The sequence below is a fragment of the Dyadobacter chenhuakuii genome, assembly GCF_023821985.2.
In the GTDB taxonomy this organism is placed as follows: domain Bacteria; phylum Bacteroidota; class Bacteroidia; order Cytophagales; family Spirosomataceae; genus Dyadobacter; species Dyadobacter chenhuakuii.
The window spans coordinates 4,095,523-4,110,526 of the sequence record NZ_CP098805.1 but is presented as its reverse complement, the minus strand read 5'-3'; the positions used below and the strand labels follow the sequence as shown (position 1 = coordinate 4,110,526).

The following is a 15,004-nucleotide window of genomic DNA, read 5'->3' as shown; positions in this document are numbered from 1 at the left end:
CCATTAAGCACAATTATTCCACCGTGAAATTTGTTCATTCATTGAAATCAAATGAAGTTATGAAAAGATCAGCTGCATCATTTTTTCTATTTTTGGCCATCCTAACAGTGGCCTCGGGTTTCAGATCCGACAAAAACAGGCCCGCGGAAGGCATTCAATGGTTAACAATTGAAGAAGCCTACGCTAAAATTCAGCAAGAGCCCCGCAAGGTTTTGATCGATGTATATACTGATTGGTGCGGATGGTGCAAAGTGATGGACCGCGAGACATTCAAAAATAAAGCAGTTGTTGAGTACGTCAACCACAAATACTACGCCGTCAAGCTCGATGCAGAACAGAAAAAAGCCATCACATTAGGAGACAAAAAATTTGAATTTCTCTCCGAAGGCGGGCGCGGTGTACATCAACTCGCATTAGCTCTTACCAACAACCAACCCAGTTACCCAACCACCGTTTTCCTGGACGATAAATTCAACATGATCCAGCCTTTGCCCGGCTACATGAAACCCAAAGAATTCCACCAGGTAATCACATTCATAGGAGAAGATTACCACAAAAAAGAAGCCTTCGATACTTATAAATCGAAGACTTACAATGAGTTGTTTGCGGGTAAGTAATATCTTATTTATGCAGAACCAAAATCGCGGAGCGATGCTATATTGGTAGAAAATTCATTATAACCACCATTTAAAATCCCGGAGGGATGTAACGACATGTAAGTTGTTGCATCCCTCCGGGATTTTAAATGGGTGGCGGTCCGATTTTCTACCAATATGTCATCCCTCTGGGATTTTGCATGTCGACTCTGGAGGGACGCATTAATCTAAACCGTCTCTCCCTCCTGCATGCGCTCTGCGTTCTCTGCGATGCGTAGTCTTTCGATAAATTCTCCGATGTCACCTTCCATAACTGCGGGAAGATTGTAAACTGTGTAGCCAATGCGGTGATCGGTAATGCGGCTTTGCGGGTAATTGTAGGTGCGGATCTTATCGGAGCGGTCACCGCTTCCCACCATTGATTTTCTTTGCGAGCTGATGGCGTCGTTATGCTCTTTTAGTTTAATCTCGTACAGCCTCGAACGCAAAACACTCAATGCGCGGTCCTTATTTTTCAACTGTGAACGCTCATCCTGGCAGCTTACCACCAATCCGGATGGAATGTGTGTCAGACGAACCGCGGAATAAGTGGTGTTAACCGACTGTCCACCAGCACCTGACGATTGAAATGTATCTACGCGGACATCATTCATATTAATCTGAACATCCACTTCCTCTGCTTCTGGCAGCACAGCCACGGAGGCGGCCGATGTATGGATGCGACCCTGCGATTCAGTTTGCGGAACGCGCTGAACGCGGTGTACGCCCGATTCAAACTTCATTTTCCCGTAAACGTCCTCACCTTCAACTTTACAGATAATCTCTTTATATCCGCCGTTGGTGCCTTCGGTAAAATCCATGATAGAAGAACGCCAGCCCATTTTTTCAAAAAATCGCTGATACATTCTGAACATATCGCCCGCAAATATCGCAGCTTCATCGCCACCGGTTCCGCCGCGGACTTCGAGAATAATGTTGCGGCTATCATTAGGATCTTTTGGAATAAGCAGCTCCTTGATCGCCTGTTCGAGCTGCTCCAATTTCGGGGTCAGGTCGTCCAGTTCTTCTTTTGCCATTTCCCGAAGCTCTTCATCCTTTTCGGTCGAGATGAGTTCTTTGGTTCCGGCTATGTCTTTTTGCAATTTTAAATAAAGGGCATACTGCTCCACGATCTTTCCCAGATCCTTATATTCTTTGCTTATTTTGGAATAACGGGCAGAGTCCGAAACGATTTCCGGTTGTATAATTTGTTGCGAAACTTCTTCGAAACGTTCTTTTATGGCTTCTAATTTATCGATCATCTTTATTGAATATCTTTGGCACCACGCATTCGGGGCACAAAGATACGCATTTTAGATAAATGAAGGTTTTCTGAGATATCGGCGGGCTTGTGAATTAGATGCTTCGGAATACTGTTACCCATTTATAATGTGCATGGAAATGAAAAAAATATTGGTTGTTGCGGCGCTGATCATATTTATGACGGGCTGCGATACGGGAAACCGCGTTGAGAATACGAAGGAGCTGTCTAACGAAATAAATGCGTCAAAAATAAAACGTGTGACCAACACGCAGCTTATTTATTCGGCCGATGCCTGGGGTAAAAAAATCGCTAAGATCGCTGAAAAGGCGCTGGCCAACGAATTGGAAAGGCATCCGGAAAAAGCCGGAGAAATCTGCCAAAAATTAGCCGAAATCCCGGTTGTTGCCGCATTGCAGAAAGAATATGGTGTTAAAGTTGAGCTTCTGGATATGACCGATCTTAAAAATCCGGACCTCGCGCCAAAAGAGCGGGAATTGCTTGACGCATATCTTTACAGCGCCAAAAGCAAATCCGTCGCCAGCGACAATCTCCAGCAACTCAGCGACACACTACTGGTCTACAATGTGCCCGTCCCTGTAGAAAGCATCATCTGCAAATCATGCCTCCCAAAAGACGAAACACCATTCGCAGTATGGCGACTATTGTTCAACAAAAAAGACATCATCAGAAAGCTGGATGCGAAGCAGTTGAAGGATTGATTTATGTCCGGAATACTTTTTTAAAGAATTAAAGTAAAAATCGCTGCTCCTTTTCTCCATGCAAGCTCCTATTAATAAGACAATTCCGAAAGTTATTGAGAATGAGGTTTTAAAGGCTTTGTCTTTTTACCCTGAGTTGCGGGAGACGCGGATTGATTTTGTGTTCAAGCGCAACATTAAGCGATCCGTCATGCAGGCGCAACCCAAAATTGGGACGATGTTTGGGACAAAACGTGGCTATAACATTAATATTAGTGCGCTTTTCCGTTTAACTACTTCCGCGATCCCGATTCACCAGATTCCGCCGGACATTATGGTTGGCTGGATAGGCCACGAACTGGGTCATGTGATGGATTATGAAAAGAGGGATGTTATAGGAATGATGCGGTTTGGGATTGGTTATTTATTTTCAACCAAATATATCCAGCAAGCGGAAAGAGTCGCCGACACCTATGCAGTGAATCATGGACTGGGAAGCTATATCGTTAAGACAAAGCGTTTTATACTCAATCACGCGAGTTTGTCGGAGAAATATAAAAGCAAAATCGCCCGGCTGTATCTTTCACCGGACGACATTATGGAGCAAGTCAGAAAACTGGAAGCTGCTCAGCTCAATGCTCAAAAAAAGGAAGGTCAGGAGTAATTCCTGACAAAGGATTCAAATTCAAGAAAGTCTTCTTCTTTCATCACGCGTGGGATTTTTACCTGCCCACCGAGTTTTTTAGTCCCTTCGCTCCATTTATAGAAAATATCTTCCGGGATCAGTTCCGTTTCGATGCCCTTCAAAGCACGTCCACGCGCTACATTATAGTTCTTATTATTTTCCCGAAGCGTTTTATCCAATGATTCAGCAACTTTAATAGGATCCGGTGACTTATCACAACTTAAAAACCATTTGTGAATATAATCCTCTCCTCTGTGTACAGCTGCAACGATAAATTCTTTGATCACCACATTATATTCCTGTTCGAGAACCCGCAATGCATCATTCATCTGATTCACTGAAAGTTGCGAACCTACTACATTCAGAAAATGCTTGGTGCGACCGGTGATTTTTATTTCGGCTTTTGCCTTGTCTGTAATTTGTACCGTATCGCCGATCATATAGCGCCATGCGCCTGATACTGTGGATAATAACAATACATATTCGACATTTTCCTCTGCATTTGCCAGAGACAAGACAGGCGCACCGGGTTTCACCAAACCGTTTTCATCCACATGGTCGCCATTGAAGGGCACAAATTCATAAAAGATGCCGTTATCAGGAAAAAGCGCCATGGAGTTTGTATCAGGGCGTTTTTGAATAGCGATAAACCCTTCGGAGGCCAGATAGGTGTCAATGTAAACAAGCGGATGAGCGAATAATTGTTCAAGGCTCTTCCGATAAGGCTCAAATGCGACTCCACCGGTTGTATAAACCATCAGATTCGGCCATATTTCATGAATGTTGTTCAACTTATTATGGCTGATAATCTCTTTCAGCATTAACTCAACCCATGCCGGAATTCCTGAAATGCATCCGATATCCCATTTTGGGGCTTCTTCTGCAATTCTTTTCACGCGCTCGTCCCAGTCGGCAATATCTGCAATTTCTCTCCCCGGCTTGTAAAATCCGCCAAACCAGGTCGGCAGGTTACTGGCACTGATCCCGCTGATCTCACCTTCCTGGTGGTCGTCTTTCTGGATTAAGGAAGTGCTGCTGCCCAGCATTAAAATCTGTTTGGTAAAAAAATCACCGGGCAAATTGAATGCATGAATGTTCGTAATTTCTGAAATGCCTGCTTTTCTGATCGCGGTTAACATATCATCAGTAACAGGAATGTATTTGCTGGCACTTGTGGTCCCGCTGCTCAGCGCAAAATACTGCTGTCCGCCGGGCCAGGTCACATTCTGGTGGCCTTCAAGCAGATAGTGCCACCATTCACCGAACATTTTGTCATAATCGTGAACGGGCACTTTGTCCTGAAACGCAGCAACAATATTATCAGCTTTCAGAAGCTCCGAAAAGTCATAAGCTTTGCCAAAAGCGGTCAATCTAGCAGTTTCAAGCAGGTTTCGTAAAACTTTTTCCTGAGCTTTGACAGGATCAGGATCACTGGTAATCATTCCTGTAAAATCAATTGCCTTTTTTATCAGTTCTCCGATTACCGCCATGCTTAGTTGTGCTTTTAATTGACCAAAATCATTATTTGCTTACAACATGGTAAATTTCGTACCAGTCTTCGTGGCTCAGTTTTATATCCGATGCGCTTGCGCCATTTCTGATGCGTGTTTCAGAAAGTGAGCCGATAATGGGCAGAGTCCCCAGTCTCATCAGCCAGGCAACGGCAGTTTGCTCGATATTTGCATCGTATTTTTTACCGATCTCATCAAGTTTGGCTCTAAGGCGCACAGCTTTTTCTTCTGTTCCGTTCAGAATTTTTCCACCCGCGAGCGGTGCCCATGCGAGCGGCTTGCTGAAATTTTGTTTGATAAAATCGATACGACCATCTTCAATAGCCGTCGTATTCATCAAATTTAACTCGATGTGATTGGTAACGATCGGGATCCTCAAATAGGAAGCCAGCAACTGATGCTGGAAAACGGTAAAGTTGGCAACGCCGATATGTTTCGTTTTTCCTGACTTTACAATTTCTGCAAGCGCTGTCGCTGTTTCTTCCGGATCGGCCAGAAAATCACTTTGATGCAGTAAAAAAATGTCGAGATAATCCGTCTTGAGGCGTTTCAGCGATCCGTTAATGCTGTTGACAATGTGGTCACGGGATGTGTCGTAATAAGTCAGGTTTTTATCAGCAGATTTTCTGATCCCGCATTTGCCAAACAAGACGATTTCGTCTCTTTTAAAAGATTTATTCTGAACTACTTTCCCGAAATGCTCTTCAATCGCAGTATCTCCATAAACATCGGCATGATCAAAAGTATTGATACCCAGTTCCAGACAGAGATTGACAGTTTTTTCAATTTGAGACGTGGTTTGGGCACCTTCGTCTGTCCACCTCCAGAAGCCGTAAATTGCTTCGGAAACTTTGGGGCCAGAGTCGCTTAAACTAACTTTTTTCATAAGGCGGATGTTTGAATGCTGGTGCAAAAATATCTATTTATCCAAACGTTTATCTTTTACGATCAGATAAATATCGTTTTCCAGTTCGAGATAACCGTAATCATACACAAAATGGTAAATGTTCCCTTTGAGTGTTGGGCGAATGCTGGTGATGAGATTAAAGTCGAATCCTTTGCCTGTCAGCAGGCTTTTTGTTGTTTTGATTTTGTCTTCGGGGCAGATTTCTTCCAGTATCCGGCGATTTTTCCGGAGCTGGTTGTTCATGGTCCTGACGATGTTATAAGAATCTGAATTTAACCGGTTATTGTAGCTGTTCCGGCACATATCCGAGCAGAATTTTTTATCTACCCTCCCCATCAGTGGTTTCCCGCATTCCAGGCAATTCTTCATTTTGTCAACGTTTATTCAGATCCGCTTTACGGAATCCGGTAAGTGTGCATATGTGATCTCTTAGTGCAATATAGCAAAATTACTTTTTCAGCGATAAACTAACGGATTTACCCGTTTGCAAACGGCTGCAAATGCTTGTACCTGACTGTAAATAGTTAATAACCGAATCGTATCCCACCGATCCAGCACATTTGCATTGTCGATTGATCACGATCGATTTGTAAGGTTAAGTATTCATTTTTAAACAAACAGAAATTATGAATTCAGTAAAGCTAATCGGAAATGTAGGGCGGGAAATTAATGTGAAGGAGTTTGAAGGCGGAAGAGCGGTAACTTTTTCGCTGGCAACGGATGAAAATTATATCAATAAGAACAAAGAGGAGGTCAAATCGACTTCATGGCATTCAATTATTGCGTGGGGACCGCTTGCGCAGCGTTGCGAAGCTATGCTTGAAAAAGGAAAAATGGTGTCTGTGGAAGGAAAACTAAGTTATCGCCAGTACATAAATAAGGATAATCAACCAGTGCGGGCGGTGGAAATTGTGGCTTTTAAAGTGGAGGAGATTGTCAGAAAAGAGCCGCAGGAGGCGAATGCTTAAAACGAATGCTAGCTGCCAATGGTCTAGCGGGAGTGCGGAAGAAAAAGCCTGGTCTTAACAACAAGGAGGTTACTAAGACCAGGAATGATGTTACAGGCTGTTTTCCAACGCTGCTTTCCAGTTGCCGTAAGCTTCCTTGGTGGCTTCTGTCAGTGCTTGGTCAGGTTCAATGGTGCTTAATGCAGACAGGCCTACAAATGCCTCAGACCGGTTTTGGTAATAACCGAGTCCGAATCCTGCTGCACGGGCAGCGCCCTGGGCGCCATCTGTGTTGTAGAGTTCCACAGTTGCCCCGGAGACATTGGCAAATGTTTCTCGGAAAACGGGGCTCAGGAACATGTTTGCCTCACCTGCACGGATATTTTTCAGGGATACGCCAACGGTTTCCATGATTTCCATGCCGTAGTACAAGGCGAAAACAATGCCTTCCTGTGCAGCGCGTGTGTAGTGGTTCAGACCGTGGCGGCTGAATTGTAAGCCTTTGAATGTGCTTCCGGGATCCTGGTTTTCAAGCATCCGTTCTGCACCATTTCCGAAAGGAAGACAGAACAGCCCATCAGCGCCGACAGGGGCCTGTGAAGCAAGTGCATTCATTTCGGGATAGGAAACATTGCCTTGGAACAACGAATTGCGCAGCCAGCCGTTCAGACTTCCGGTGCCGTTCACGCAAAGCAATACGCCGTAACGCGATGCTTTTGATATGGGGTTTACGTGCAGGAATGTATTTACACGGGATTTTGCGTCAAATTTCACCTGATCGCTCACGCCATAAACCACGCCGGATGTTCCGGCAGTTGCCGCAACTTCGCCCGGTTCGAGGACATTCAGCGAGAATGCATTATTAGGCTGATCACCCGCGCGATAAGTGACAGGGATGCCAGCGCGAAGTCCCAATGCTTCCGCTGCGGATGCCGTAACTTTCCCTTGTTCCGAGAATGTGGGTAAAACCTCCGGCATAATCTCGTGATTGAAACCAAAGTAATCGAAAAGGAAATCTGCCGGCCGGTCATTGACAAAATCCCAGAAAATACCTTCGGATAACCCCGATGGCGTGGTAACAATGTCGCCGGTCATGCGTGCCGCCAGGTAATCGCCCGGAAGCATGAATTTATAAACCTTTGCATAAACATCAGGTTCATTTTCCTTAACCCAACCCAATTTGGATGCCGTGAAATTGCCAGGAGAATTAAGCAGGTGCGGAAGCACGTATTCTTCGCCCAATGCTTCCATTGCCTTATTTCCAACCTCAACGGCGCGACTGTCGCACCAGATGATGGATGGACGCAACACATTCATGTCCTTGTCTACAACCACCAAACCGTGCATTTGATATGATATCCCGATCGCGCCAACCTCGTCCGGTGAAATGCCAGCTTTCTGGATTACTGCCTTTGAAGCCAGACAGGCATTCTGCCACCACATTTCAGGCTGTTGCTCCGCAAAGCCCGGCTTGGGTGCGGCGATCGTCATTTCCCGTTCAGGATAAAATGCAGCGGCAGCCACTGCTCCCGAGTCTGCGTGGATCAAACATGCTTTTACGGACGAACTGCCTAAATCGAATCCCAGGAAATACATTGTGCTATTATGATTAAAATTGCTGTAATATTTAAATATAAGCCGAAAAAAATACAAAAATGTTCCCTCGGTTTTGAAAAAGCAAACTGTTAAGTGTAAATATTACACTTATTTATTTTCTTACTGTCTAACCGCTTTTACCACGAAAAACGAAAAAGATATCCAGTGCCGGAAAAATTCACTATTTTAATGAAGATATTGAAACAATTTGAATCTATTTGTAGTCTTATTTGTGTTATCGAAGCAAAGCACCAAATAGCTGATTGTTAATTTCAAGGTGTAAATTTTAAGAAAACGGAGCATCCGTCAATGGGTATTATGAAAAAAATTGTACAAGTGGTTTTGATTGGTGGCTTTATTGTGATGTTCGCCGGATTCCGTCCCATCGAAAAAAAGTGGGAAAAACCCTTCTCCCGGCTGGATAGTGAGGTAAGAAAGAACAGCAAAGCGTACCAGACGCTTGGTGAAGCAACAAAAACGATCGGGCATAGGCTTACCGGCAGTGTGAATGGAGAAAAAGCCGAAGAATATGCATTTCAGCTCCTGAAAAGTTACGGGTTTACTGATGTTGCCTTTCAGCCATTTGAGGTTGAAGCGTGGATGCGCGATACGGTAACATTGTCTATTGCACCAAGCAGCAGCGATAATTTCAGAGAAGTTCCGGTTGTTTCACTGGCCCACTCACCTGTGGAATCCAAACTTCAGGGAGAAATCGTGGATGTAGGCAATGGTCTTGAAGAAGACTTTGAGGCGATTAAAGAGCGAATAAAAGGCAAAGTAGCTCTTGCGAACATTAACTTAGTAGGATCTCCTGGTAAGAAAAACCTGCACCGTTCAGAGAAAACGGCTTTGGCAATCAAATATGGCGCAACTGGTGTGATCATGGTTAATGGAGCGCCGGGCAAGATCTTGCTTACGGGAACAGCTTCTGTAACTGGTGCTATCATTTCGATTCCGGCGGTTTGTATTTCAAACGAAAGCGGCGGTGAGCTTCGCAAATGGCTGAAAGAGGAGGGCCCGCTGGAAGCGCACATTGATATGCACAACATTTCGAAACCGATCAAAGCAAGGAATGTGATTGCGACATTAAGAGGAAAAACAGATGAGAAAGTGATCATCGGCGGCCACCTGGATTCTTGGGACCTGGCCACCGGCGCAATCGACAATGGCATAGGATCATTTGCAGTAATGGATATTGCCAGGACCTTCAAAGCGTTGAAACTGAAGCCCGAGCGCACGATTCAGTTTGTATTATTCATGGGCGAAGAGCAGGGCCTTTTGGGATCAAAGCACTTCGTGGGCGAACTGAAGAAATCGGGAGAGATTAATAAGGTGAGTTATATGATGAACCTGGATATGACAAACGATCCGAAAGGCGTTAATGCTTTTGGAAGGGACGAAATGAACGAGTTCTTTACAGGTGTAGGCAGTGCCATTCAGCATGTAGACCAAAGCTTTAAGAACGAATCGTCTAACCGTGCTGGCTTGCACAGCGACCATCAGCCATTCATGCTTGAAGGCGTTCCCATAGCAGGATTATCCGGTCATCTGGATCCGAATGTTTTGCAATGTTACCACGCTGATTGTGATGATTTTAGTCTTGTAAACAAAGATCAGTTTGAAAATACCGTTCGCATTGCGTCCATGTATTTATATGCGCTGGCAAACACCGAAACCATAGCCGTTTCCAAGCTTTCCGATACCAAAACGAGGGATTTTCTGATCTCACAGGGGTTGAAGGAAGAATTGGTCATCGGGCAGGAGTGGCGGTGGGAACAATAAAACCTAGTAATGCTTGTATTTCCGAACGCAAAAATTAACATAGGCCTCAATATCGTTGAAAAACGTGCTGACGGTTACCATAATATTGAATCTTGTTTCTATCCCGTTGGCTGGTCCGACGCGCTGGAGATAACGTTGGCAGACGAATTTTCCTTCCGAAGTGATGGAATAGTGATCCCGGGAAATTCATCTGATAACCTTTGTACAAAGGCTTATCAAATGATCGCAGCAGATTATGCTTTGCCGGCAGTGAAAATGCATTTATTAAAAAGCATTCCGATCGGAGCGGGGCTTGGTGGAGGTTCGGCGGATGCTGCATTTGTGATAAAGGCGTTGAATGAGCAGTTTGACCTTAAAATATCTTTTGAAAAACAGCTTGATTACGCACGTAGATTAGGGAGTGATTGCGCTTTTTTCATTTCGAACAAGCCTGCTTATTGTTTTCAGAAAGGGGATGAATTTGAGGATATCGACCTGAATTTGAAGGGAAAGTGCATTGTTCTGGTAAATCCCGGTTTGCATATTTCAACTGTTGAAGCATATTCAGGCATTGTCCCGAAACGGAGTGAGCATGATCTGCATAATGTGTTGAAAGAGCCGATAGAAAATTGGAAGTTTAAAGTAAAAAATGATTTTGAAGCAACGCTTTTCCCTATATATCCTCTCTTAGGAGAAATAAAAGAAGCATTGTATCAGCAAGGAGCCTTGTATGCTGCTATGAGCGGTTCGGGGTCAACCTTGTTTGGAATATTTGAGCTGGAAAAGGATTTGCAGAAGCATTTTGCCGATTACAAAGTCTGGCAAGGGCCATTGGATTAAAAAATATTAGCAGGCTACAAAACGCGGGAAATAGTAGTTATATTCACCTCCCGCTTGCAAACCATTAGAGAAAGAGTTGTAAATGAGCGCCAAACCAACGACCAAATTAAAGGAAAACCCTTTCACCAAACGGCGGGAACCTCTCGGGTTTATGCTTTGGCTGGGCGTGGTCGGAAGCTCGTTGCTGTTTACTTCCATCTTCATTATTTTCCTGGTGAGGGTGCAAAGGGAAACCGGGCATATGATGGTTTTACCAGATATGTTCTGGCTCAGCACATTAGTGATCCTGTTCAGTAGTATTACATTACACGAAGCCAACCTGGCTTTTGCGAGTGAGCGTTTTTTGCATTACCGCGTATTCCTTGGCGCAACGCTCGTTCTGGGAATCACATTTATCTTACTACAAGTTGGCGGATGGGCTGAAATGCTTAATGCAGGCGTATTTGGAGGGGTCACAACTTCCAGCGGGCTAGTTTATCTCCTCACCGGATTACACCTGCTGCATATCGTTGCCGGTGTGATTTATTTAAGCATTCTTTTCCAAAAAGCGATTAAGAACCGGACTTACATAGATTCGTTCATTTACAGTGTGAATGCACCTAATAAGTTAAAAATTAAGTTGTTGACAAGATACTGGCACTTTACCGGTGCACTCTGGCTCGTTGTATTTCTCTTCCTTATCGTCCTTTACTAGTTCGATCCTTCTTTATTAACGCTTCCTGAGAAATTACGTTTTAGGCTCCTTCTGGCAAGGAATGTGCTCAGTAATGTGAGAACAGCCGCCATAATCATGGGTGCGCCCGGCAAGTAGACAGGCGCGGCAGGCTGCGTGAAAAAGGAAAATAGATTGGTCATTAATGGTGGGCCAATGATGGATGTCAGGCTTTGCAGGCTGGTTAATGCACCCTGAATTTCGCCTTGCTCATTGGGTTGCACCTGCGTAGAAATGATGCCTTGTAACGCCGGCCCTGCAATGCTTCCCATAATGTAAGGAACCATAAAGGCGTACATCATCCAGCCCTGCGTGGCAAATGCATATAATATAAACCCAACGGCATACAGGAGTAAACCAATGTAAACACCTCGCTTCTGCCCAAGTTTCGGTAAAATTAGCCGTATTAAATAACCTTGTACAAATGCACTCAGCACACCCACAGCGCCCAATGAATAGCCAATATGCGCCTCGTCCCAGCCAAATTTTTCAATAACATAAAACGACCAGTTGCTTTGCACCGCATGCAATGCTACATAAAGCAGCCCAAGAGAGAATATCAATCCGTAAATGACTGGGTATCGTTTTAGGTTTTTTAAGGAGCCAATCGGGTTTGCCCGTGACCATTCAAATTTCCTGCGGTGCTCGACTGAAAGTGATTCGGGTAAGATAAAATAGCCGTAAAGGCAGTTTAACAAGGAGAATGCAGCAGCAGCGATGAACGGAACGCGGGTTCCATATTGACCGAGCAAACCGCCGACAACCGGACCAATAATGAAGCCAAGGCCAAACGCAGCACCAAGCAAGCCGAAGTTTTGCGCCCGTTTTTCGGGTGTGCTGATGTCCGCAATGTACGCGGCGCCAGTTGTGAAGCTCGCGCCCATGATACCCGCAATGATGCGCCCGACATACAGCCACGCGAGTGTAGGGGCAAAAGCAAGAAAAATGTAGTCAATGCCGAAACCAAACAACGAGGCAAGCAACACAGGCCGGCGGCCAAACCGGTCACTGATCCCGCCAATAATGGGCGCGCAAAGAAATTGCATGGATGCGTAAGCAAATAAAAGCCAGCCGCCATCACGGGACGCAGCACTAATGCTGTCGCCGGTGAGCTCGCTGATCAGTTTGGGCATTACCGGAATGATAATGCCGAGGCCGATTACATCTATTAACAGAGTGACAAAAATAAAACCAAGTGCGGGAGAACGTTTGTCATTCATGTGAGAGATGTTATTTCTTTAAGATCTTGAACTCAACACGGCGGTTTTGCTGCTGGCCCTCGGGCGTGTCGTTTTTGGCAACCGGAACCGTCTCACCATAACCTTTGCTGCCTACCCGGTCCGGCTCGATTCCTTTTCCGATCAGATATTCCCGGACAGAATCGGCCCGGTCCTGGGATAGCTTAATGTTGAATTCCGCGCTGCCGGTGTTGTCTGTATGCCCACCCAATTCAATGGCCAGCGTCTTATTTTCCGTCATTGAAATGGCGATCCTGTTCAATTCTGGAAAGGACTCCGGGCTTAATGTTGACTTGCCTGTGGCGAAGAAAATGTTGTTAAGCCGCACAATCTGGCCTTCTTCGATCGGGATCAGCTTCAAAGATTTGTTGGTGATTTCTTTAAAACCCTTGGTAGCGGTGGAATCACTCAGGTCAATGTTCTCGCCTTCGGCAATAAAGTCCGGCGCTACGGCACGCATGCTGTATTTCTGACCATACGGAAGGACGATTTTGTATTCACCGGTGGTTGGATTGGTCGTCGCGGTTCCGACTTCCTCACCGTCGGCCAGGCTTTCATAAATGATCGTCGCCTCAACAGGTTTCCCTGTTTTGGAGTCAATTACCTTACCACTGATCATGACAACAGGGTCGGAGACAGGAACGCTGGCAATCGGGGCTTCGGCCGTGTCGCCGGGAACCTCTTTCGGTTTCAGGTTATAACGAACCACATCCCCTTTGCCCTCCGTGTCTTTAAACGAGACCATATAGGAGTAATCGCCCACGGCCGAAATGGTATAGTATGCGTCATAACCGTCGGAATTAATGGCCGGACCCAGGTTTACGGGCCTGCTCCACCGTTTCCAGGTTTTATCAATGCGTTTGCTGTAATAAATGTCGTTGCTTCCCTGGCCGCCTTTGCGGTCACTCGAAAAATACAATGTTACCCCGTCGGGAGCGAGAAAAGGTGTTGTTTCGGTGAATTCTTCTGAATTGATCTCATTGCCCAGGTTCATAGGTTTGGACCAGGAACCATCTTTAGCCTTGAAACTCACATAAATGTCGTCCACCTTGCTGTTCTTTTTCTCGCTGAATGACATCACCAGTGTTTTACCATCCGTTGAAAGATAGCCGCAGTCAAACTGCCCTTTGCTGATTTTGGCATAACCCGGAATATCAATCTTGTTGGGAGCAGCCCACCCGCGTGTCGTTTTTTTGCTGGTCGAAAATCCGCGCGTTTCATACACACCGTTTTTGTATGAGCCCTTGATCAGTAACGTGTTACCATCGGGTGTAATGCTGTAAAGACTGTTGTAATCTTCCTTGTTTAACGGCTGGGGAAGGCGGCGGGCTTGCGTCCACTTGTCGTTTTTTAATTCCGAAAACCAGATGTCCTGACTGCCCTTTGCGCCATGCGTATTTTGCGGATGGCTTACCCTTGAAAAGTAGATGGTCTTGCCATCAGGCGAAATAATGGGGTTAATTTCATTGTATTCGGTGTTTACCGTTTTTCCGAGATTTTCCAGCTGCGCATGGGCGCAAAGGGAAACGGAAAGAAACAGCACGGCCAGTGTCGAAATGCGCATCGTTTTTTGGAAGGGTGACTTAGTTATTATCTACATATAACGACTTATCCAGAGGCTTATTTTCTATGTTTTGTACACGAAATGCCTCCATTTTTTCCAAAAGGTCAGCAGCATTGTCAGCTACCACCAAAAGCTTTTGATTATCAGGGTGTAAAAATCCTTCCTCCACCATTTTATCAAGTTGCAAAAGCAACAGATCGTAAAATCCGCTAACATTCAAAAGCCCGACTGGCCCTTTGAAAATTTTCAGCTGCGACCAGGTTAGTATTTCAAAAAGCTCATCAAATGTGCCATAACCACCCGGAAGCGCAATAACGCCGTCCGTAAGGGAAACCATTTTAGCCTTACGCTCATGCATGGTTTCGGTAAAGTGGATTTCAGTCAGCGTTTTGTGCGCTACTTCAAGTTTGGCAAGAAAGTTGGGAATGATCCCGGTCACAGAACCATTGTTTTCCATGGCTCCGTCCGCCACGCGGCCCATTAGGCCCATGTTGCCGCCGCCGTAAATGAGTCTGATGTTTCGCTTTGCCAACTCCGCGCCTAACGTGTACGCAGTTTCCGCATAGATCGTTTTTTTACCGGGATTGGAACCGCAATAGACTACGATTGATTGCATAGTTTAATATATAGTGTTACTGTATGGTTC

The 15,004-nt window shown here is 45.2% G+C and carries 15 protein-coding genes; 7 read left to right on the top strand and 8 right to left on the bottom strand.

What is annotated here, in order from left to right; genetic code table 11:
• The first annotated feature begins 59 nt into the window (after positions 1–59).
• Complete coding sequence (locus NFI80_RS16945) at positions 60–617, top strand: thioredoxin family protein (protein WP_235165324.1); 558 nt, start codon at positions 60–62, stop codon at positions 615–617.
• A 206-nt stretch (positions 618–823) separates the two neighbouring features.
• Here the strand turns inward: NFI80_RS16945 and prfA are convergent, their stop codons facing one another.
• Positions 824–1,897 (bottom strand): peptide chain release factor 1, encoded by a 1,074-nt coding sequence (prfA, locus tag NFI80_RS16940; RefSeq protein ID WP_233794869.1) that lies wholly within the window; start codon positions 1,895–1,897, stop codon positions 824–826.
• A 139-nt stretch (positions 1,898–2,036) separates the two neighbouring features.
• Between prfA and NFI80_RS16935 the strand changes: the two genes are divergently transcribed.
• Complete coding sequence (locus tag NFI80_RS16935) at positions 2,037–2,618, top strand: hypothetical protein (protein WP_235165323.1); 582 nt, start codon at positions 2,037–2,039, stop codon at positions 2,616–2,618.
• A 58-nt stretch (positions 2,619–2,676) separates the two neighbouring features.
• Positions 2,677–3,261 carry a hypothetical protein gene (locus NFI80_RS16930; RefSeq protein WP_235165322.1) on the top strand — a complete coding sequence of 195 codons (585 nt, stop codon included), beginning with the start codon at positions 2,677–2,679 and terminating at the stop codon, positions 3,259–3,261.
• On the opposite strand, the gene NFI80_RS16925 is transcribed toward NFI80_RS16930, so the two are convergent.
• From NFI80_RS16925 to NFI80_RS16915, 3 genes are read right to left on the bottom strand one after another with little or no spacing between them, the layout of a single operon-like run.
• Positions 3,252–4,772: a GH3 family acyl-acid amido synthetase gene (locus tag NFI80_RS16925; RefSeq protein ID WP_235165321.1), complete on the bottom strand. Its 1,521-nt coding sequence runs from the start codon at positions 4,770–4,772 to the stop codon at positions 3,252–3,254. The two genes, NFI80_RS16930 and NFI80_RS16925, sit on opposite strands and share 10 nt — an antisense overlap.
• Positions 4,773–4,803: 31 nt before the next feature.
• On the bottom strand, positions 4,804–5,679 hold the full coding sequence (locus NFI80_RS16920; protein WP_233794873.1) for an aldo/keto reductase: 876 nt from the start codon (positions 5,677–5,679) through the stop codon (positions 4,804–4,806).
• A gap of 33 nt (positions 5,680–5,712) precedes the next feature.
• The gene (locus NFI80_RS16915; RefSeq protein ID WP_233794874.1) at positions 5,713–6,069 is read right to left on the bottom strand and encodes a DNA gyrase inhibitor YacG; all 357 of its coding nucleotides are present in this window, start codon (positions 6,067–6,069) and stop codon (positions 5,713–5,715) included.
• 257 nt (positions 6,070–6,326) lie between these two features.
• On the opposite strand from NFI80_RS16915, the gene NFI80_RS16910 reads away from it, so the two are divergent.
• On the top strand, positions 6,327–6,668 hold the full coding sequence (locus tag NFI80_RS16910) for a single-stranded DNA-binding protein (protein ID WP_235165320.1): 342 nt from the start codon (positions 6,327–6,329) through the stop codon (positions 6,666–6,668).
• Positions 6,669–6,758: 90 nt separating this feature from the next.
• On the opposite strand, the gene NFI80_RS16905 is transcribed toward NFI80_RS16910, so the two are convergent.
• Positions 6,759–8,243 (bottom strand): xylulokinase, encoded by a 1,485-nt coding sequence (locus tag NFI80_RS16905; RefSeq protein WP_235165319.1) that lies wholly within the window; start codon positions 8,241–8,243, stop codon positions 6,759–6,761.
• A 318-nt stretch (positions 8,244–8,561) separates the two neighbouring features.
• Here NFI80_RS16905 and NFI80_RS16900 point away from each other — a divergent pair, with 318 nt between their 5' ends.
• The 3 genes from NFI80_RS16900 to NFI80_RS16890 all read left to right on the top strand — a co-directional run bounded on the left by NFI80_RS16900 (position 8,562) and on the right by NFI80_RS16890 (position 11,538).
• On the top strand, positions 8,562–10,025 hold the full coding sequence (locus tag NFI80_RS16900; RefSeq protein ID WP_235165318.1) for a M28 family peptidase: 1,464 nt from the start codon (positions 8,562–8,564) through the stop codon (positions 10,023–10,025).
• A gap of 9 nt (positions 10,026–10,034) precedes the next feature.
• A complete protein-coding gene (gene ispE, locus NFI80_RS16895) occupies positions 10,035–10,844 on the top strand; it encodes a 4-(cytidine 5'-diphospho)-2-C-methyl-D-erythritol kinase (RefSeq protein ID WP_235165317.1) in 810 nt (269 codons plus the stop codon).
• 82 nt (positions 10,845–10,926) lie between these two features.
• Positions 10,927–11,538 carry a cytochrome c oxidase subunit 3 gene (locus NFI80_RS16890; RefSeq protein WP_235165316.1) on the top strand — a complete coding sequence of 204 codons (612 nt, stop codon included), beginning with the start codon at positions 10,927–10,929 and terminating at the stop codon, positions 11,536–11,538.
• Here the strand turns inward: NFI80_RS16890 and NFI80_RS16885 are convergent.
• From NFI80_RS16885 to NFI80_RS16875, 3 genes are read right to left on the bottom strand one after another with little or no spacing between them, the layout of a single operon-like run.
• Positions 11,535–12,776, bottom strand: coding sequence for a TCR/Tet family MFS transporter (locus tag NFI80_RS16885; RefSeq protein WP_235161264.1), 1,242 nt, complete (start codon positions 12,774–12,776; stop codon positions 11,535–11,537). The genes NFI80_RS16890 and NFI80_RS16885 overlap by 4 nt on opposite strands.
• A 10-nt stretch (positions 12,777–12,786) precedes the next feature.
• Positions 12,787–14,358 carry an OmpA family protein gene (locus NFI80_RS16880; RefSeq protein WP_235165315.1) on the bottom strand — a complete coding sequence of 524 codons (1,572 nt, stop codon included), beginning with the start codon at positions 14,356–14,358 and terminating at the stop codon, positions 12,787–12,789.
• Between the two features lie 19 nt (positions 14,359–14,377).
• On the bottom strand, positions 14,378–14,974 hold the full coding sequence (locus tag NFI80_RS16875; RefSeq protein ID WP_026629344.1) for an LOG family protein: 597 nt from the start codon (positions 14,972–14,974) through the stop codon (positions 14,378–14,380).
• Positions 14,975–15,004 lie beyond the last annotated feature (30 nt).